Origin of the sequence: Halalkaliarchaeum sp. AArc-GB, assembly GCF_031432225.1 — an archaeon.
In the GTDB taxonomy this organism is placed as follows: domain Archaea; phylum Halobacteriota; class Halobacteria; order Halobacteriales; family Haloferacaceae; genus Halalkaliarchaeum.
In genome coordinates this window covers 138,379-152,610 of record NZ_JAVKGM010000002.1, presented here as the reverse complement: position 1 = coordinate 152,610, position 14,232 = coordinate 138,379, and the positions used below count along the sequence as shown (strand labels likewise).

The 14,232-nt window shown below is 63.2% G+C and carries 14 protein-coding genes; 7 read left to right on the top strand and 7 right to left on the bottom strand.

The window, feature by feature from the left end; translation table 11 throughout:
* Positions 1–81 precede the first annotated feature (81 nt).
* Together RH858_RS04295 and RH858_RS04290 are read left to right on the top strand one after the other, a co-directional pair.
* Positions 82–978 carry a hypothetical protein gene (locus RH858_RS04295; RefSeq protein WP_310561205.1) on the top strand — a complete coding sequence of 299 codons (897 nt, stop codon included), beginning with the start codon at positions 82–84 and terminating at the stop codon, positions 976–978.
* Between the two features lie 229 nt (positions 979–1,207).
* Positions 1,208–1,660 carry a serine acetyltransferase gene (locus tag RH858_RS04290; RefSeq protein ID WP_310561204.1) on the top strand — a complete coding sequence of 151 codons (453 nt, stop codon included), beginning with the start codon at positions 1,208–1,210 and terminating at the stop codon, positions 1,658–1,660.
* Between the two features lie 543 nt (positions 1,661–2,203).
* Here the strand turns inward: RH858_RS04290 and RH858_RS04285 are convergent.
* Both RH858_RS04285 and RH858_RS04280 read right to left on the bottom strand, forming a co-directional pair.
* The gene (locus tag RH858_RS04285) at positions 2,204–3,118 is read right to left on the bottom strand and encodes an RIO1 family regulatory kinase/ATPase (RefSeq protein ID WP_310561203.1); all 915 of its coding nucleotides are present in this window, start codon (positions 3,116–3,118) and stop codon (positions 2,204–2,206) included.
* A 94-nt stretch (positions 3,119–3,212) separates the two neighbouring features.
* Positions 3,213–3,644 (bottom strand): SRPBCC family protein, encoded by a 432-nt coding sequence (locus RH858_RS04280; protein WP_310561202.1) that lies wholly within the window; start codon positions 3,642–3,644, stop codon positions 3,213–3,215.
* Between the two features lie 110 nt (positions 3,645–3,754).
* Between RH858_RS04280 and RH858_RS04275 the strand changes: the two genes are divergently transcribed.
* From RH858_RS04275 to RH858_RS04260, 4 genes are all read left to right on the top strand, one after another.
* Positions 3,755–4,390, top strand: coding sequence for a methyltransferase domain-containing protein (locus RH858_RS04275; protein WP_259535170.1), 636 nt, complete (start codon positions 3,755–3,757; stop codon positions 4,388–4,390).
* Positions 4,387–5,454, top strand: a complete 1,068-nt coding sequence (locus RH858_RS04270) for a lysylphosphatidylglycerol synthase transmembrane domain-containing protein (protein WP_259535171.1) — start codon at positions 4,387–4,389, stop codon at positions 5,452–5,454. The genes RH858_RS04275 and RH858_RS04270 overlap by 4 nt, the downstream gene beginning before the upstream one ends.
* Before the next feature lie 94 nt (positions 5,455–5,548).
* A complete protein-coding gene (locus RH858_RS04265; protein WP_259535172.1) occupies positions 5,549–6,595 on the top strand; it encodes a nicotianamine synthase family protein in 1,047 nt (348 codons plus the stop codon).
* Positions 6,582–8,324 (top strand): ferrous iron transporter B, encoded by a 1,743-nt coding sequence (locus RH858_RS04260; RefSeq protein WP_259535173.1) that lies wholly within the window; start codon positions 6,582–6,584, stop codon positions 8,322–8,324. Before RH858_RS04265 ends, RH858_RS04260 begins: the two co-directional genes overlap by 14 nt.
* A 46-nt stretch (positions 8,325–8,370) precedes the next feature.
* Here the strand turns inward: RH858_RS04260 and RH858_RS04255 are convergent, their stop codons facing one another.
* The 3 genes from RH858_RS04255 to RH858_RS04245 are packed head-to-tail and all read right to left on the bottom strand — an operon-like array spanning position 8,371 to position 10,616.
* Positions 8,371–9,096, bottom strand: a complete 726-nt coding sequence (locus tag RH858_RS04255; RefSeq protein ID WP_310561201.1) for a class I SAM-dependent methyltransferase — start codon at positions 9,094–9,096, stop codon at positions 8,371–8,373.
* Positions 9,089–10,195: a methylmalonyl Co-A mutase-associated GTPase MeaB gene (gene meaB, locus RH858_RS04250; protein WP_259535175.1), complete on the bottom strand. Its 1,107-nt coding sequence runs from the start codon at positions 10,193–10,195 to the stop codon at positions 9,089–9,091. The genes RH858_RS04255 and meaB overlap by 8 nt, the downstream gene beginning before the upstream one ends.
* Positions 10,196–10,199: 4 nt before the next feature.
* Positions 10,200–10,616, bottom strand: a complete 417-nt coding sequence (locus tag RH858_RS04245; protein WP_259535176.1) for a cobalamin B12-binding domain-containing protein — start codon at positions 10,614–10,616, stop codon at positions 10,200–10,202.
* Between the two features lie 101 nt (positions 10,617–10,717).
* Here RH858_RS04245 and RH858_RS04240 point away from each other — a divergent pair, with 101 nt between their 5' ends.
* On the top strand, positions 10,718–11,440 hold the full coding sequence (locus RH858_RS04240; RefSeq protein WP_310561200.1) for a hypothetical protein: 723 nt from the start codon (positions 10,718–10,720) through the stop codon (positions 11,438–11,440).
* A 75-nt stretch (positions 11,441–11,515) separates the two neighbouring features.
* Here the strand turns inward: RH858_RS04240 and RH858_RS04235 are convergent, their stop codons facing one another.
* Entirely contained in the window at positions 11,516–12,577 is a 1,062-nt protein-coding gene (locus RH858_RS04235; RefSeq protein WP_310561199.1) for a peptidylprolyl isomerase, read from the bottom strand.
* Between the two features lie 96 nt (positions 12,578–12,673).
* The gene (locus RH858_RS04230; protein WP_259535179.1) at positions 12,674–14,074 is read right to left on the bottom strand and encodes a trimethylamine methyltransferase family protein; all 1,401 of its coding nucleotides are present in this window, start codon (positions 14,072–14,074) and stop codon (positions 12,674–12,676) included.
* Positions 14,075–14,232 lie beyond the last annotated feature (158 nt).

Genomic DNA, 14,232 nt, shown 5'->3' with positions numbered 1-14,232 from the left:
AGACGTTCGATTCGCGTCGGTAGGAGACTGGCCGACACCGAAACGCAACCGGTTTACTTCGCTGTGCCGTGTTTTCGCGCAATGAACGAGTCGGTTGCGGTCGCGGTTCCCCGGAAGGGACGGCCGCTGGAAACGATTCTCGAGCGGCTAGCGAATCTGGCCGACGCGGCGACGCTCGCAGACGAGGTGAGTTCGACGCTGCGGTATGAGAAGGCGATCACGAAAGGCCAGATTCAGCCGGAGAGAGACGTCTACGAACGGCTCGCCGCCTACAGCGAGCCGGACGCACCGGACGGCCCCGAATACACGCTGTACCGCGACGACCGTCCCGGGTTTCCGCGACGGATCGTGTTCGATTCCGCGCGGATCGACGTCGGTGGGTTGGATCTCCGGCTGATCGGTCGGGAGGAGCCGTTCCGTGCGTTGCGGACCCACGAGTTCGCGTTGGGGTTCGACAGCGCGGATCTCGTACTCGAAGAGGCCGTGACGCTGCACGAACGAGGGATCGACTCTATCGCCGAGGTGAACGAACGGATCGATCCCCGGGATACCGACGTCCGTGTCGTCACCGGACTCGGAGACACGGTCTATCACACGTTGTTGGCCTCCCCCGATTCGGTTCCGGCGGGAGAATCACTCGATCGGTCGTTCCTGCACGACTATCAGGGGGAACTGTGTATCTCGCCTCGGTACGAACGTCTCGTGGCAGCGGTGCTCGGTACGGAGGTAATCGAGGACGTCGAATTCGTGTTCGCGAACGGCGACCGGGAGGAGGAACGAGCGATCGCCGACGCCGGGGTCGGTGTGTATCTCACGGTGACTGGTAGTACCGCACGGGACCACGGGCTCTTGCTCGGGGAACAGCTGTTCCCGAGCGAAACAGTGCTTTTGAGAAACGTCGCCGAACGAACCCCCGCCGTCGAGCGCGTCGAGCGTCTGTTTTCCGGGCTGGATCTCGAGACCCAACTCCGGGTTTGACCTGGGGACCCCTGCGTCTGTACTGTCTCGAACGTCGATACTGATCCGGGAACGCAGAGTGTGGCGTCACGTCCGCTGGAAAATTGTTAGGCTTCACACCGGCATTGGGTACATTACCATTGGTAATTGTTCGAACAAGTAGAGGAAAGAAGCAGACTAACTATGTCATAGTCTCACAATACGTTTTGTAGGTCTGTGAGTAAAACGCGGTCGTGGTGGGAATTAACGCATGTATTCGAAACTACGCACATTCTACGAGATGTGGCGGAGGGATGGGCTCAAACCAGCTGGTCGTAACGTCCTCATCTTTTTCAATATTCTAAACGTTATCAGATTCAGGGAGCCCAGATTACGGCTCGCATGTGATATTGAACATACTCAGTTGCCAATTTCGACATTCATTCCCCATCCTGTCGGTATTACAGTTGCCAGTTGTGCAGAGATCGGACACGGCGTACGGATAGGCCAAAACGTAACAATCGGTCTGAAGGATGGGGGCTGTCCAACAATCTGTGACGAGGCTGAAATACATACTGGAGCAGTGGTAATTGGCGATATTCGGGTTGGAGAAGAGGCAGTAGTAGGGGCAAATGCTGTGGTCTTGGATGATGTGCCTGATGGGGCCACCGTTGTGGGAGTGCCTGCGAGGAACATTGAAAACCGGGGTGAATTCGTCGAATAAACTGGGAGTTGGTAACCTCGGTCGAATCTGTCGACATCTTGGGGTAGCGAGTTCGCCGAAGGGGCGATGAGCAGTTAGCAGCCATTTCATTTTGAGTCCGGCAAATGCCCTCGCGTCTCCGTCAATCGGCCTCTGAATAGTCTGATGTCCTCGAAGATTTCGGCCTCTCAAAACTCATCCCACTACCTGCATATTTTACACCTATGCTATTATTGTAAAATTATGTGGCGGGTATTCTCCTGCAAAAGAGCATTTCAGCCGTCGGCAGGATGATTTGTTATCGCACTATGTGGTTTATTTACCTACGATTTCTCGAACACCAAAACCAGGCCGTCGACGATAGTCTCACAGACTCCGTCGGTTTTTGAGTAGATCGGGGTCGTTTCTCGAATACTTCCGGCGGACGGACCCGACACCGCTCTCCGCGTCTGTATCGATCAGAAGATCGGACAGGTCCGAGTACGCTGAGCCAGGCATCTCATTGCAGTTGACTCACCGGCAGGTATCACGCCGGAACCTTGATTTACTATCGCACTATGGGGTTTATTCAGCCGCGAATTCTCGAACACGCGAAAACGATCCGTCGGCGATAGCGTCACAGAGTCCGCCGATTTCGAGGGAATCGGGGACGTCTCGGGGATACTTCCGGCGGAAGTAGCCGATCACGTTCTTTGCGTCCCGGTGAAGTAGTTCGCGCGCGTTGTCGTGGTCAGTCGACACCGCCTGGGGCCAGTCGAAGATGACAATCCCGGATTCGGAGATTGCCACGTTGTATTCGCTCATGTCGGCGTGGACGAACCCCAGTTCGTAGGCGCTCGTCAGTTCTTCAAAAACGAGATCGATCACTCCGAGGACCTGATCCGACGGGAGTTTCGATCGAGGAAGCTCGACGCCCTCGAACTTCCCCATTACGATCGCATGCCGGTTCTGATCGATCGGCCGTGGGACCGAGACGTCCGGATAGAGGGATTCGAGCACTTCGTACTCCCGCTCGGCGGCCTTCCGTGCGGTATACAGCCAGGAGACGTGATTTCGGTCGGCGGTGTACTCCCGTTCTTTTCTGACCGCCCGGAAGTTGGTGTACCCCTCGCGGTGGAACTTTAGCGCTAGCGGTTCGAACGAACGTGCCTCGTAGACGTCCGACTCCTTGCCGACGCCGAGCGGGGCGCCGACGTCTGTGACTGTCTCGCGTTCGGCGAACGTCCGGAGCGCCAGCGCGTCGTACCCTTCGAACTTCAGTCGATACCCCTCGTACTGGATGGTCTTCCGTTCGATCAGCTCTCGCCGCATGCATCGATCCAGACGGTACTCGACTTCCTCGGGCGTCAGGTCGGCATACTCCGGGAGCTTGTCGCGCCGTACCCATTCGGAAAACCGCATCCCCTGCTCGATACCGGAAAGGAGATAGAAGTCCTCCGTCTCGAGCTCCGGCATCAGCCCGGCGACGTTCTGTACCATGTGTCGGGATGCGTGCGCCGCGGATAAAAGCCCGCCGCGTCGGGGTGATAAACGAATAACCGCTATACAAAATTGCAGCCCCCCCGTGATGGCCTCAGCGCTCGTCGGTCTCCAGACGGCTTTTAAGATCCTCCAGCGTCGTCTGTAGTTCGCGTTCGTTGTACCGGCGAACGAACGGCTCAGCAACCGACGACAGTACCCGCCCGGGAATCTCGTAGGTCCCGGTGTAGGTCATCCGCGTAACTCCTCCCGTCTCTGCGAGTTCCAGATCGATTTCCCCGTCGAGCTTGCCTCGCATGTCGAACCGCAACCGCCTCGGGGGGTCGTGGACGGTCTGAACGAGCTCGCCGTCGATTCCGATCCCGGCCATACCATAGGTGAACTCGAGTCGTTTGCCGCCATTCTCGAGCGGATCCACGTTCCGCACCGAAGAGAGGCTCGGCGTCACCTCGACGTGGTTGTGGGGATCATCGAGGTACTCGAACACCTGTTCGATCGGAGTCTCGATCTCGATCGATTCGCTCACTCCAGGGAAAAATGGGTTACACACGAGCACGACCTTGCGAATTGCCTTTCGTTTTCATGATGTAAGAACCGGTGACTCCCTTTATGTTTAGGGTGGCCTAAATTACGTGTATGGGCCGGCTCGGGAACACTGTCGCGAGGCTGGAGAAGTCGTGTTCGGTCGCTCCGCGGCTGTTTGATCTCTACACTCGTCTGTACCGTTCGGTCGTCGACCGGGAGATCGAACTAGCGGAAATCGACGAGGACGATGTAGTTCTCAATGTCGGTTGTGGTGCGATGCCATTTACGGCTGCACTACTCGCGAAACGGTCCGGGGCGACCGTGTACGCGCTCGATCACGACCAGAGCGTGGTTCGGGAGGCGCGCCGAAACCTCGCACGTGCCGGCGTCGCCGACGACGTCGAGGTCGTCGTGGGGGACGGCAGGGAGGTCGTCGGTGACGGCACCCAGCTTCCGGAACCCTGTTCGGTGGCTATTGTCGCCTTGCAGGCGGAACCGAAAGACGATATCGTCGATCGGTACCGACGGACGCAGGGCACCCCGAGCCGAGTAGTCGTCCGTCAGCCGCGGCCCGCGTTCTCGGCCGATTACGATCCGGTGACCACGGAATCGCGAGACGTCGCGTGCGACGGTGGCTGCTCGTCGACGTTCATCGCTCCTTCGAGAGACACCTCACCGTCGCCGGCTGACGCTGTTTCACACTGGATGGTAACGTTCGATCGATCGCTCCTGTTCCGGACGGAATGAAGCGGAAGATCGCGCTGTGGGTGATCGGATTTGCGACCCTGATCGGGTTGCTGTGGATCGCAGGATGGTCGGAGGTCCGGACTGTACTGGGCAGGTTCTCTCCCGGGATGCTTCTCGGGCTCCTCGCGTTGCAACTCGTCACACTCGGGCTCATCGCCTACCAGTGGCACTACGTGCTCCGGCGCGCGGAGATCCCGCTTCCGTTTTCCGAGGTCCTCGCCGTGAACCTCGCTGGGGGGTTCGTCGAGAGCGTTACTCCCTCCTCGAAACTCGGCGGCGAAGCCGCGAAAGTGTACCTGTTCCGTCGGCTGACCGGCGCCGGATACGACGAGGTTTCCTCGGCGTTGGTGGTGCACAAGTACGTCTCACTGGTTCCGTTCTTCCTGTTGTGTGTGGGGATTGCCGGTTTCGCCGGGATACGGACGGACGTGACGGTTTCTACGACCGCCTCGCTGGGACTGCTGGTCGTTGCGTTGTCGGCGACGGTGTTGACTGTCGCCCTCCATCGAGGATCGACGGCCGATCTGCCGGTCGGACGTTCGCCACTGTCTGGATCGCGGGTCAGGTCGACCGTGGGAACGATGGAACGTCTGCTCCCTCGGCGGATACGGCGATCGATCGATGGAGCGACGGGATTTCTTCGGCGGGCCCTTTCGAATGCCGGATCCCTGCTGACCGCTGCCGATCGTCGGTGGCTGTTTCTGGTCTCGTTTTTCGTCTGGGGACTGTACCCAGTCAAAATACATCTGGTGGCGCTGATGCTGGGGATCGACGTCGGGTTCGAGGTCGCGGCAGTTGGGACGATTCTCGCGTATCTCGTCAGTATCGCACCGCTTTCTCCCGGTGGGACCGGAACGTTCGAAGGGACACTGGCGGTGATCTTTCTGGCTGGGGGTGCCACGTTTTCGGAAGGGTTCACAGTCGCGATACTCTCGCGTGTCGTCGTGTTCTGGTTTCCGCTTTTGTTGTCTGCAGCGGCGGCGGCGTGGCTGGTGTCCTCGGATCACCGGCTCTCACCGGATGGACTGGAACTTCCGGTCGGTACCGCTCGTTTTCGGGAGTGAACTCCGGTCGATCGTCGCTGTTTTCACGCAGTGGGAACCCGCTCCCGCATTTAATTTAGGAGGGCCTAAAGATACGGATACAGGTCGATCCTCCGTGACGAATACAGACGGACAACGAGAGCGCGACGACGCAGCGACTGGGGGCGTCGAGTCCGGTTCCAGTGCGGTAGCCGCGAGTGCGGGCGTGTTGAAACGTCTCGAACGGCTGGACCGGGTGTCGTGTACGTTCGGAAACCTCTACCGTCGGCTATTCTACCAGGACGTCATCGAGCGGGAACTGGGCCTCGTCGGGCCCGACGACGACGCGTCGGTGCTCCAGGTCGGCTGTGGCCCGTTGCCGATGACCGCGATGGCGTTGGCCGAACACGGCTACGACGTCCTCGCGATTGACAACGACCCCGACGCGATCGACGCCGCCCGCCGGGCGGTCGAGAGCCGGGGACTCTCCGAAAAGATCGACCTCGCTGTGGGCGACGGCCGGACGCTCGAGACTGTCTCCTTCGACGTGATCTGGATGGCGTTTCACGTCCACCCGAAGGCGGAGATCGTCACCGAAACCATGTCACAGCTCCATGCGGGACAGACGCTCGTCTATCGCCGGCCGCGGGACTGGGCCAGTACGTTGTTTCCAGACGCCGAGGCGCCGTCGGGAGACGTCTCCTCGGAGACGATTACCCACCGGTTCGGCAAGGAAAGCGTGGTCGTCTGCAACGACCCCACCGACTGTGTCGGCTGTTCGGACGCGCCGGACTGTCCGGCGTCGCAACCGACCGCGGATACGGAGGCGTCTCCGGCAGCTGCTGCCGACGGGGGAACTGTTGCTCGCGGCGGATCGGCCGGCGGATCGTCCGGCGGATCGGCCGACACCCCGACGGCGCCGGAGGGCCCCACACTCGAGTCGCTGGACGACGGGGAACACGCCGTCGTCAGCGGCGTTCCGGATCACGACCTGTTGTCGCCGCTCGGCGTCCGACCCGGGAATTCGGTCCGGGTTCGAGGACGACAGCTGTTCGGGGGGCCGTTGATCGTGGAAGCAGACGGCCGCCGGGTCGCGATCGACCGAACACTCGCCGACAACATCCGGGTCGAACGCGAGGAGACGGACCACGATTCGAACCCGAATCTCGATGTCCCGTCGTGAGGGGACGGTCGAGGAAACGGCCGACTCCGCATCCACCCGCGTCGCGCTGATCGGCCCACCGAACGTCGGAAAGAGCGTCCTGTTCAATGCGCTGACCGGGCTCGACGCGGGGATCGCGAACTATCCCGGTACGACTGTCGAGTACAAGCGGGGGACAGCCACGTTCAGAGGCGAGGAGGCGACCCTGATCGACGTCCCGGGGACGTACTCGCTCGCGGCGACCAACGAGGCCGAACAGCTGGCCGTCGACATCCTTGAGGGCGGCTGTGACGCCGTCGTCTGCGTGCTCGATGCGGCAAATCTCGAGAGTAGCTTACATCTCCTGTTGCAGGTGCTCGAACACGACGTGCCGACCGTCGTTGCGGTCAACCGCGTCGACCTGCTGGAGGAAGGGAGAACGCTCAGGCCGGAGGTGCTCGCTCGAGAGCTGTCGGTTCCCGTGATCCCCACAGTCGCGACGATCGGAAAAGGGTTCGAAGAACTCGTCGACGCCGTGGCCGGCACGCTCCGGAACCCGACCGCTCCCGGAACGGACGAGGCAACCTGGGATCGTGCCGAGACACTCGCGGAGAGTGCGATCGTCGACGAATCGTCCGGTGAACCCCTCCCCGAAGGGCGGTTACAGCGGTGGGGTGACAGGCTCGTCGAACCGTGGCCGGGCCTGCCCGTTGCGCTCCTGGTGCTCGTGGGAACGTTCGCGATTGTCGTCGGGGTCGGGATGGGAATGCGTCAGTATCTCCTCGTCCCGTTTTTCGAGAGACTGGTGTTTCCGGTGATCGAACGCGCGGTGCGATCGGTCACGGAACCGGGGATGTTCAGATCTGTACTGATCGGCGAATACGGCTTTCTGATAAAGGGGATCGAGTGGCCGTTCGCGCTCGTGATGCCGTACGTGATCTCGTTTTACATCGCATTGAGCCTGCTGGAGGACAGCGGTTACCTCCCACGGCTTGCGGTGCTGCTCGACGGATTGTTTGCCCGGATCGGATTGACGGGGAGCAACGTGGTCCCTCTGCTTTTGGGCTACGGCTGTGCGATCCCCGGGATCACCGGTACCCGGGCGGCCGAGACGTACAAACAGCGGCTCTCGATCACGCTCATGATCTGTCTCGCGGTGCCCTGCGTGGCCCAGACCGGGGCGTTCATCGCGTTGCTCGCCGAGGCAACGATCTTCCTCGTGATTGCGGTGTTTTTCGTGTCGTTTCTCGCGCTCGCCACGGCCGGAGTCGTCCTCGATCGGGTTCTCGAAGGGGACCGGAGTCCGACGGTCGCCGACGTCCCGCCGCTTTTGATCCCGAAGGCCCACATCACGATGAAGAAGGTCTGGATGCGGCTGAAACACTACCTGTTCGGCGGCGCGATCCACATGATCTACGCGATCGGGGCGGCGTCGCTTTTGTACGAGCTGGGCGTCCTGGAACTCATTGGCGAGTATCTTCGTCCACTCGTCGTCGGCTGGCTCCTCTTGCCGGAGGAGGCGGCGACGCCGCTGATGTTGGGCATCGTCAGGCGCGAACTGACGGTGTTGCCGTTGCTCGAGATGGATCTCTCGACGGGACAGCTGTTCGTCGGCGCGATCGTCGGCCTGTTTTACGTCCCCTGCATCGCGGTGTTCGCCACCGTCGCAGAGGAGTTCGACATCCGGATCGCCGCCGTCGTCCTCGTGTTGACGATGGGGGTTTCCTTCCTTCTCGGCGGGCTGATCGCACAGACGCTCGCACTCTTTTAAGCCCTCAGTTACGTTGCCAGCGCCGCCGGACACCGGCGCAGATCGGTCACACGTCGGATTCGATGGTTCCGGCCGACATGCGGACGAATCCACCGAACGCTCGCCGGCTCACCACGCCCTCACAGCGCTCGTGTAGCGTCCGGTGACCCGCCAGAACGCGCTCGTCGAGCAACTGTGCGGCGCACCGGGTTCGTCCCTGTCCGCCCGGCGGTGAACTCGCACGTACCAGCGCAGCGAAAGCCGGATTGCCGAGTCGACCTAGCGGGGTCGTGCTCCGGGCGAGGTTGCACAGCCCCAGTCGGCCGCCTTCGCCGGCGAGCTTTGCCCACGCTTCGACTGCGCCTCCCGGATCGGGGAGCATCCCGACGACGAACGTCGCGAGTACGACGTCGACTTCGCCGGCTCCGAGTCCGAGTGACTCGGAGGGAACCGCCGTCGACTCCCCGACGAACGGCGGACGGGTCGCGTCGCCCCGAACCACGTGGACGTTCTCCCAGCCGTGTCGACGAATCCGGTCGTGCGCCCGCTCGAGAACTCCTTCCGAGAGGTCGACGCCGACGACGGTTCCCTCCCGGCCGACACGGTCCCGGAGCCACGGGAAGTTCGCCCCGGTACCACAGCCCATCTCGACGACCACGTCCCCGCGGGACGGCGAGAGGAGGTCGAGGAACGTCGACCGCATCCGGACGACGCCGGGGGCGTCGCTGGCGATCCGGTCGTAGACGCCGGCCCATCGGGTGTAAAACGATCCCGGGGTGGAGCGATCACTCACGGTTGTCGTCGAGACACTTCTCGATCGGTGCGACGATCCGTTCGGCCACCGCGTACGGGTCGGTCTCCCGCCGGGCCACCCGCTCGGCGAGTCGGTCGATCCCTCCGTGGCGATCCAGCTCCCGTTCGACGAGCGCCGCGACGTCGTTGCGGAGCAGCGTCCTGATCCCCTTCGCGTACCTGTTTTCGATCTTCTCTTCGAGCTCTCCTGACGCCTCGAGGTGCGCGTAGTGGGCATCGATCAGTTCGAGCAGTTCTTCGATCCCGTCGCCGGTCGTCGCGACGGTTTCGACGACCGAGGGGTTCCACTCTGGCTCTTTCCCGTCGGTCGGTTCCTCGCCGTCGACCGACTCGATCCTCTCCGTCGGGCCGTCTCTGCTCGCGTCTCCGTCTCCGGCCTCGATCGACTGGAAGCCGTGGTGGCCGGTGTTCAGTCCGGCGGTGGGGCTGTCCCGCATGTGGAGCATCTCCTCGAGTTCGGCGACGGTCCTGTCTGCACCCTCCATGTCGGCCTTGTTGACGACGAACACGTCGCCGATTTCGAGGATTCCCGCCTTGAGCATCTGTACGTCGTCGCCCGACCCGGGCTGGACGAGGACCGCGACGGTGTCGGCGGTCTCGACGACGTCGACCTCGTTTTGCCCGGCGCCGACCGTCTCGATTACGATGCGGTCCTTCCCGAACGCGTCCAGCGCCGTCACTGCGTCGGCGGTCGCCATCGAGAGCCCACCCAGCTGCCCCCTGGCGCTCATCGACCGGAAGAATACGTCCATGTCGCCGACTGTCGAGGCCATCCTGATCCGGTCGCCGAGCACCGCGCCGCCGGTGTACGGAGAGGAGGGGTCGACCGCGATCACGCCGACCGTCTCCCCGCGATCGCGGTAGCGTTTCGCCAGCTTGTCGACCAGCGTCGACTTCCCTGCTCCGGGAGAGCCGGTGACGCCCACGATCTGTGCGTTTCCGGCGTGTGTGTGAAGCCGGGAGACCAGCTGTCTGTACCCCGGCCGCCTGTTTTCGATCTTCGAGATGACCCGCGCGAGCGCCCGATGGTCGCCATCGAGCAACTCGTCGACGAGGTCGGTCTCGGTACCCCGACTCATGCGGCTACCGCTCCGGGACGTTCTCCCTGACGAACGAGATCGTCTCCTCCATCGGCGTTCCCGGACCGAACACCTCCGAGACGCCGAGTTCCTTCAACTCCTCCTCGTCGTCGTCGGGGACGATCCCTCCGACGAGCACGAGGGTGTCCTCGAGGGCGCCGTACTCCGCGAGGCCGTCGAGCACCTTCGGGACGAGCGTGTTGTGTGCCCCCGACAGGATGGAGATTCCCAGCACGTCGACGTCCTCCTGGACGGCCGCCTGCACGATCTCGTCGGGCGACCGGTGAAGCCCCGAGTAGATCACCTCGAACCCGGCGTCCCGGAACGCCCGGGCGATGACGTGTGCCCCCCGGTCGTGGCCGTCCAACCCTACCTTCGCCACGAGACACCGGACGGTCCGCTGTTCCTGGTCGACGCTCATGGGCTCACGTTCGCGAGGAGTCGGTTTGACTTTAACGGACGATCGGGAAGGATCGGCGGCGCCGACATCCTTTTGTCCGGACGGTCGTCATCCCCGAGGTGATGGACACCGGCGGACGATCGGCGAACTCTCACGGACGTTTCGGGGCGGTGACCGGACGGATCGGAGAGCTGTTCTCGCGTTCTGACCTGCGTCGCGACGTCATGGTGATCGGCGGGCTGCTGGCGATCCAGTTGGCGTTCGTCGCGGTGTACTTTCTGGCCACCGATGCGGAGGCGACACAGCCGCGGTATCTGCTGTATCCGCTGGCGTGGGTCGCCGTCGGGCTGTGGGCACCGTTCCGTGTCGGGCCGAAAACCGGTAGCACCCGTGCCAGGATAGTCGGTGCGGCGGTCGCGGTCGGTTACTTCCTGCTGGTCGTGTGGATCGCCGGCCTGATCGGCACGCACGGCGATCACGCTCACCACGTGCAGACGGGACTCGACGTGGCGCTCGCGTCGCCGGGCTGGGGCCCCCGGGTAAGCTACGTGACCGCGGTCGGACACGTGACGGTGATCCCGTATCTCGTTGTCGGCTACGCGACGCTGTCGTATCTGGTGTACGCGGCGATCGCCGATGCGACATCCGCCGCGGCCTCCGGCGTGCTCGGCCTGTTCGCTTGCGTCGGCTGTAGCTTCTCGCTGCTCGCCTCCGTCGTCGCCGGCGCCGCCGGTGGATCCTCGGGGCTCGCTACGGCGGTGTACTCGCTGTCGATCGACCTCTCGACGCTGGTATTCCTGTTCGCGGTCGGGCTGTTGCTGTGGCGGCCCGGTTTCCGGGACTGACCGCGGGCGTTCCGACTGGCGAGCGAGGAGGTCGCTACCGAACGGAGGCGACTGCGAAAAACGAATCCTGCGGCGTTATTCGTCGCCGAGTTCGTCGTCGGCGATTCCTTCGAGTTCCTCGCCGAGCTCCTCGTCCAGGTCCTCGTCGATCTCGTCGCCGAGTTCGGCGGCGAGTTCGTCGGGATCCAGTTCGACGTCGCCGGCGCCGCCGGCGCCGCCCATCATGCCGCCGAGGCCGCCCATCATCCCGCCCTCGATGACCTCCTCGATGACGACCCGGTCGAGGTCTAGCCGGCCCATCAGATCCTGGGCGATCTGCTGTTTCGAGAAGAGCCACTGCTGGTTCATCGACATCGCGGGGGTGGCCTCGATGTAGAGGACCTCCTTGTCGACCTCCTGGAGCTCCGTTTCGGGTTCTGCTGGCTCGTCGTCTTCTTCGTCGTCCTCTCCCTCGCTATCTCCTTCGTCCTCGTCGGATTCCTCCGCTTCCTCGTCGGGTTCGACGACGACTTCCTCCTCTTCGGTGACCGTTTCGATGCGGACGTCGGGCGTCTGCTGGAGGTACATCCCCAGCAGGCCGGCAGCCTGCTCCTCGCGGTCGTCGACGACCTCGACGATCTCGTAGTCGTACTCGAGGTCCTCGCCCGCGAGCGGGTGGTTGAAGTCGACCCGGGCGCGGCCGCCGATGATCGTCTCGAGGTGCCCCTGGTCGCCGTCGATGGTCACGGGCGCGCCGGGGTACCGGTCGTCCTCGGGGATCTTGTCTGCGGCGACGGTCCGGACCTGATCGGGATCGTATTCGCCGAAGGCTTCCGTCGCGTCGACCACGACCGAGCCCTCGTCGCCGGCTTCGGCGCCGGAGAGTTCCTCCTCGACGCTGTCGAAGACGTGACCCGCACCCACGACGATCGTCCGGGGGCCGAACTCGTAGTCTTCGTCGTCGATACCGGCTTCTTCGGCGATCTCCTCGTCCGTGGTGTCGACGACGGTCCCGTCGTCGACCGTCCGGATCGTGTAGGCGATGCGTACGAAGTCTCCGTCGCCGATCCCGGCGGATTCGGCTTCCGTTTCCGCTTCGGTCTCGGACTCCTCGGCGTCGACGGCGTCGTCCGCCTCTGCCTGCGGTTCGTCACTCATGCTATGAAAATCTCCCGTTGGACCCTTAAGGAGCACGATTCGACGCCGCGTCGGACCGACACCTCGGCGTCCGTCACGAACCGCGTTCGAAGTCGATCACGCGTCGTGACCGTCGTACGATTCGATCCGTTTCCGGAGGCTCGGATCGATCGCCGGCGGCTCGTACCGGTCCAGCAACGTCTCGACGCGAGCCTGCGCGCGTTCGACGGCCGACCTCCCGCTCACGTTCGGGCTATCGCCGGCATCCCGAACCGCGAGATCTGGACGGAACAGTGACTTGCGGGCGTGTTTGACGGTGTGGCGAGCGCTCAAGAAATCCCCGTCCGGGGAGGTTTCAGCCAGCAGCGCTCCGGCGATCGTCTCCCCTGTGACGTCGATCCCCTGCCGGATCCGCCGGATCGCTCGGATCCGTTCACAGTCCAGCAGAAACTTCTCCGGGGATACCGCCCGGTAGGAATCGAGGATTCCGACCGCGTGCAAGGTGAAGTCGATTCCGGCGTCGATACCTGCCAGCAGGCCGAGCATCGATTCGGAGCCCGCCTGGTCGTCGAGCCGCTTTGCGTCGGTCACCCCGCCGCCGCCCCGGCTCGGCAGGTTGTACGATCTCGCCAGCTGGGCGGTCGCGGCCGCTCCGAGCGCCGCCTCGGGGGCCGCCGCAGCGATCGATGTCGTTTCCATATCGAGGGCGGTGAGCGCAGATCCGTACACGACGGGTGTCCCAGGGTTTTCCAGCTGTGCGAGGACAATCCCCGAGAGGATCTCGGCGTTTGCCAGAATCACCGCGCCCGCGAGCGTCGCCGGGGCGGAGGCGCCCGCGAGCGGCTGGGACATCACGATCACCGGCTGTCCACGCGCGGCGTACGTGAGCAGCCCTGCAGCCATCGCCTCGGGCCAGCGGCGCGGCGAGACGGGCGACACCTGGCCGAGCACGCGCGGCCGGGTGAGATCCGGGTCGTCGGCCGCGATCCCGGCCAGTTCGAGACATTCCTGGGACCGACGGCGCCCGTACGCTGATCCGACGACGGGAAGGTCGGTCGTCAGCAGGGTCCGCTTCATCGATTCGCGGGCACGCTGCGGCTCCGGCACGTCCACCGGTTCACAGACGTTGTATCCGGCACAGTCGACAACGTCCTCCTCGTGAGCGAGCCTGGCGAACGTCTCGACGTCGGCAAGTGTCGCTTCCCGGAACCCGTCCCCTTCGGTGTACAGTTCGGTCGGTCCGAACGCCGGGGCGAACACCGGTTCCCCCTTGCCGACGACCACCGCGTCGCCGTTGCGAGTGTGCAGTGTGAACGACTCCGGTGCCCGATCGATCGACTGTTCGAGCACCGGTTCGGGGATCCGAACTGTCGTCCCCGACACCTCACAACCGCCTGCCGAGTATCGGTCTCTGGCTGTTTCGTCGGCGACGTCGACGCCCTGGTTCGACAGCAGTTTCACCGACTCCTCGTGAATTCGGGAGAGCTCGGTTTCGTCGAGTGGTGCAAAAAGCGTCATCGGTGTTCAGTCGGTCGTCCGGTTCTCTCGTGGTCACGTTGATTCTTGTGATTTCACTCTCGACACGTGTTCACGTCCGCTCTGTCACGAATGCCGGATTTCGCCTAAAAAGAACCTTTTTGTGGCATATGATCGGGTCATATGTTAACCAAGTAACT

Bases quoted from the DNA above. Each gene is read 5' to 3' on its own strand.
- RH858_RS04295 (WP_310561205.1), top strand. From the start codon at position 82: ATGAACGAGTCGGTTGCGGTCGCGGTTCCCCGGAAGGGACGGCCGCTG.
- RH858_RS04290 (WP_310561204.1), top strand. From the start codon at position 1,208: ATGTATTCGAAACTACGCACATTCTACGAGATGTGGCGGAGGGATGGG.
- RH858_RS04285 (WP_310561203.1), bottom strand. From the start codon at position 3,118: ATGGTACAGAACGTCGCCGGGCTGATGCCGGAGCTCGAGACGGAGGAC.
- RH858_RS04275 (WP_259535170.1), top strand. From the start codon at position 3,755: ATGGGCCGGCTCGGGAACACTGTCGCGAGGCTGGAGAAGTCGTGTTCG.
- RH858_RS04270 (WP_259535171.1), top strand. From the start codon at position 4,387: ATGAAGCGGAAGATCGCGCTGTGGGTGATCGGATTTGCGACCCTGATC.
- RH858_RS04260 (WP_259535173.1), top strand. From the start codon at position 6,582: ATGTCCCGTCGTGAGGGGACGGTCGAGGAAACGGCCGACTCCGCATCC.
- meaB (WP_259535175.1), bottom strand. From the start codon at position 10,195: ATGAGTCGGGGTACCGAGACCGACCTCGTCGACGAGTTGCTCGATGGC.
- RH858_RS04245 (WP_259535176.1), bottom strand. From the start codon at position 10,616: ATGAGCGTCGACCAGGAACAGCGGACCGTCCGGTGTCTCGTGGCGAAG.
- RH858_RS04240 (WP_310561200.1), top strand. From the start codon at position 10,718: ATGGACACCGGCGGACGATCGGCGAACTCTCACGGACGTTTCGGGGCG.
- RH858_RS04235 (WP_310561199.1), bottom strand. From the start codon at position 12,577: ATGAGTGACGAACCGCAGGCAGAGGCGGACGACGCCGTCGACGCCGAG.
- RH858_RS04230 (WP_259535179.1), bottom strand. From the start codon at position 14,074: ATGACGCTTTTTGCACCACTCGACGAAACCGAGCTCTCCCGAATTCAC.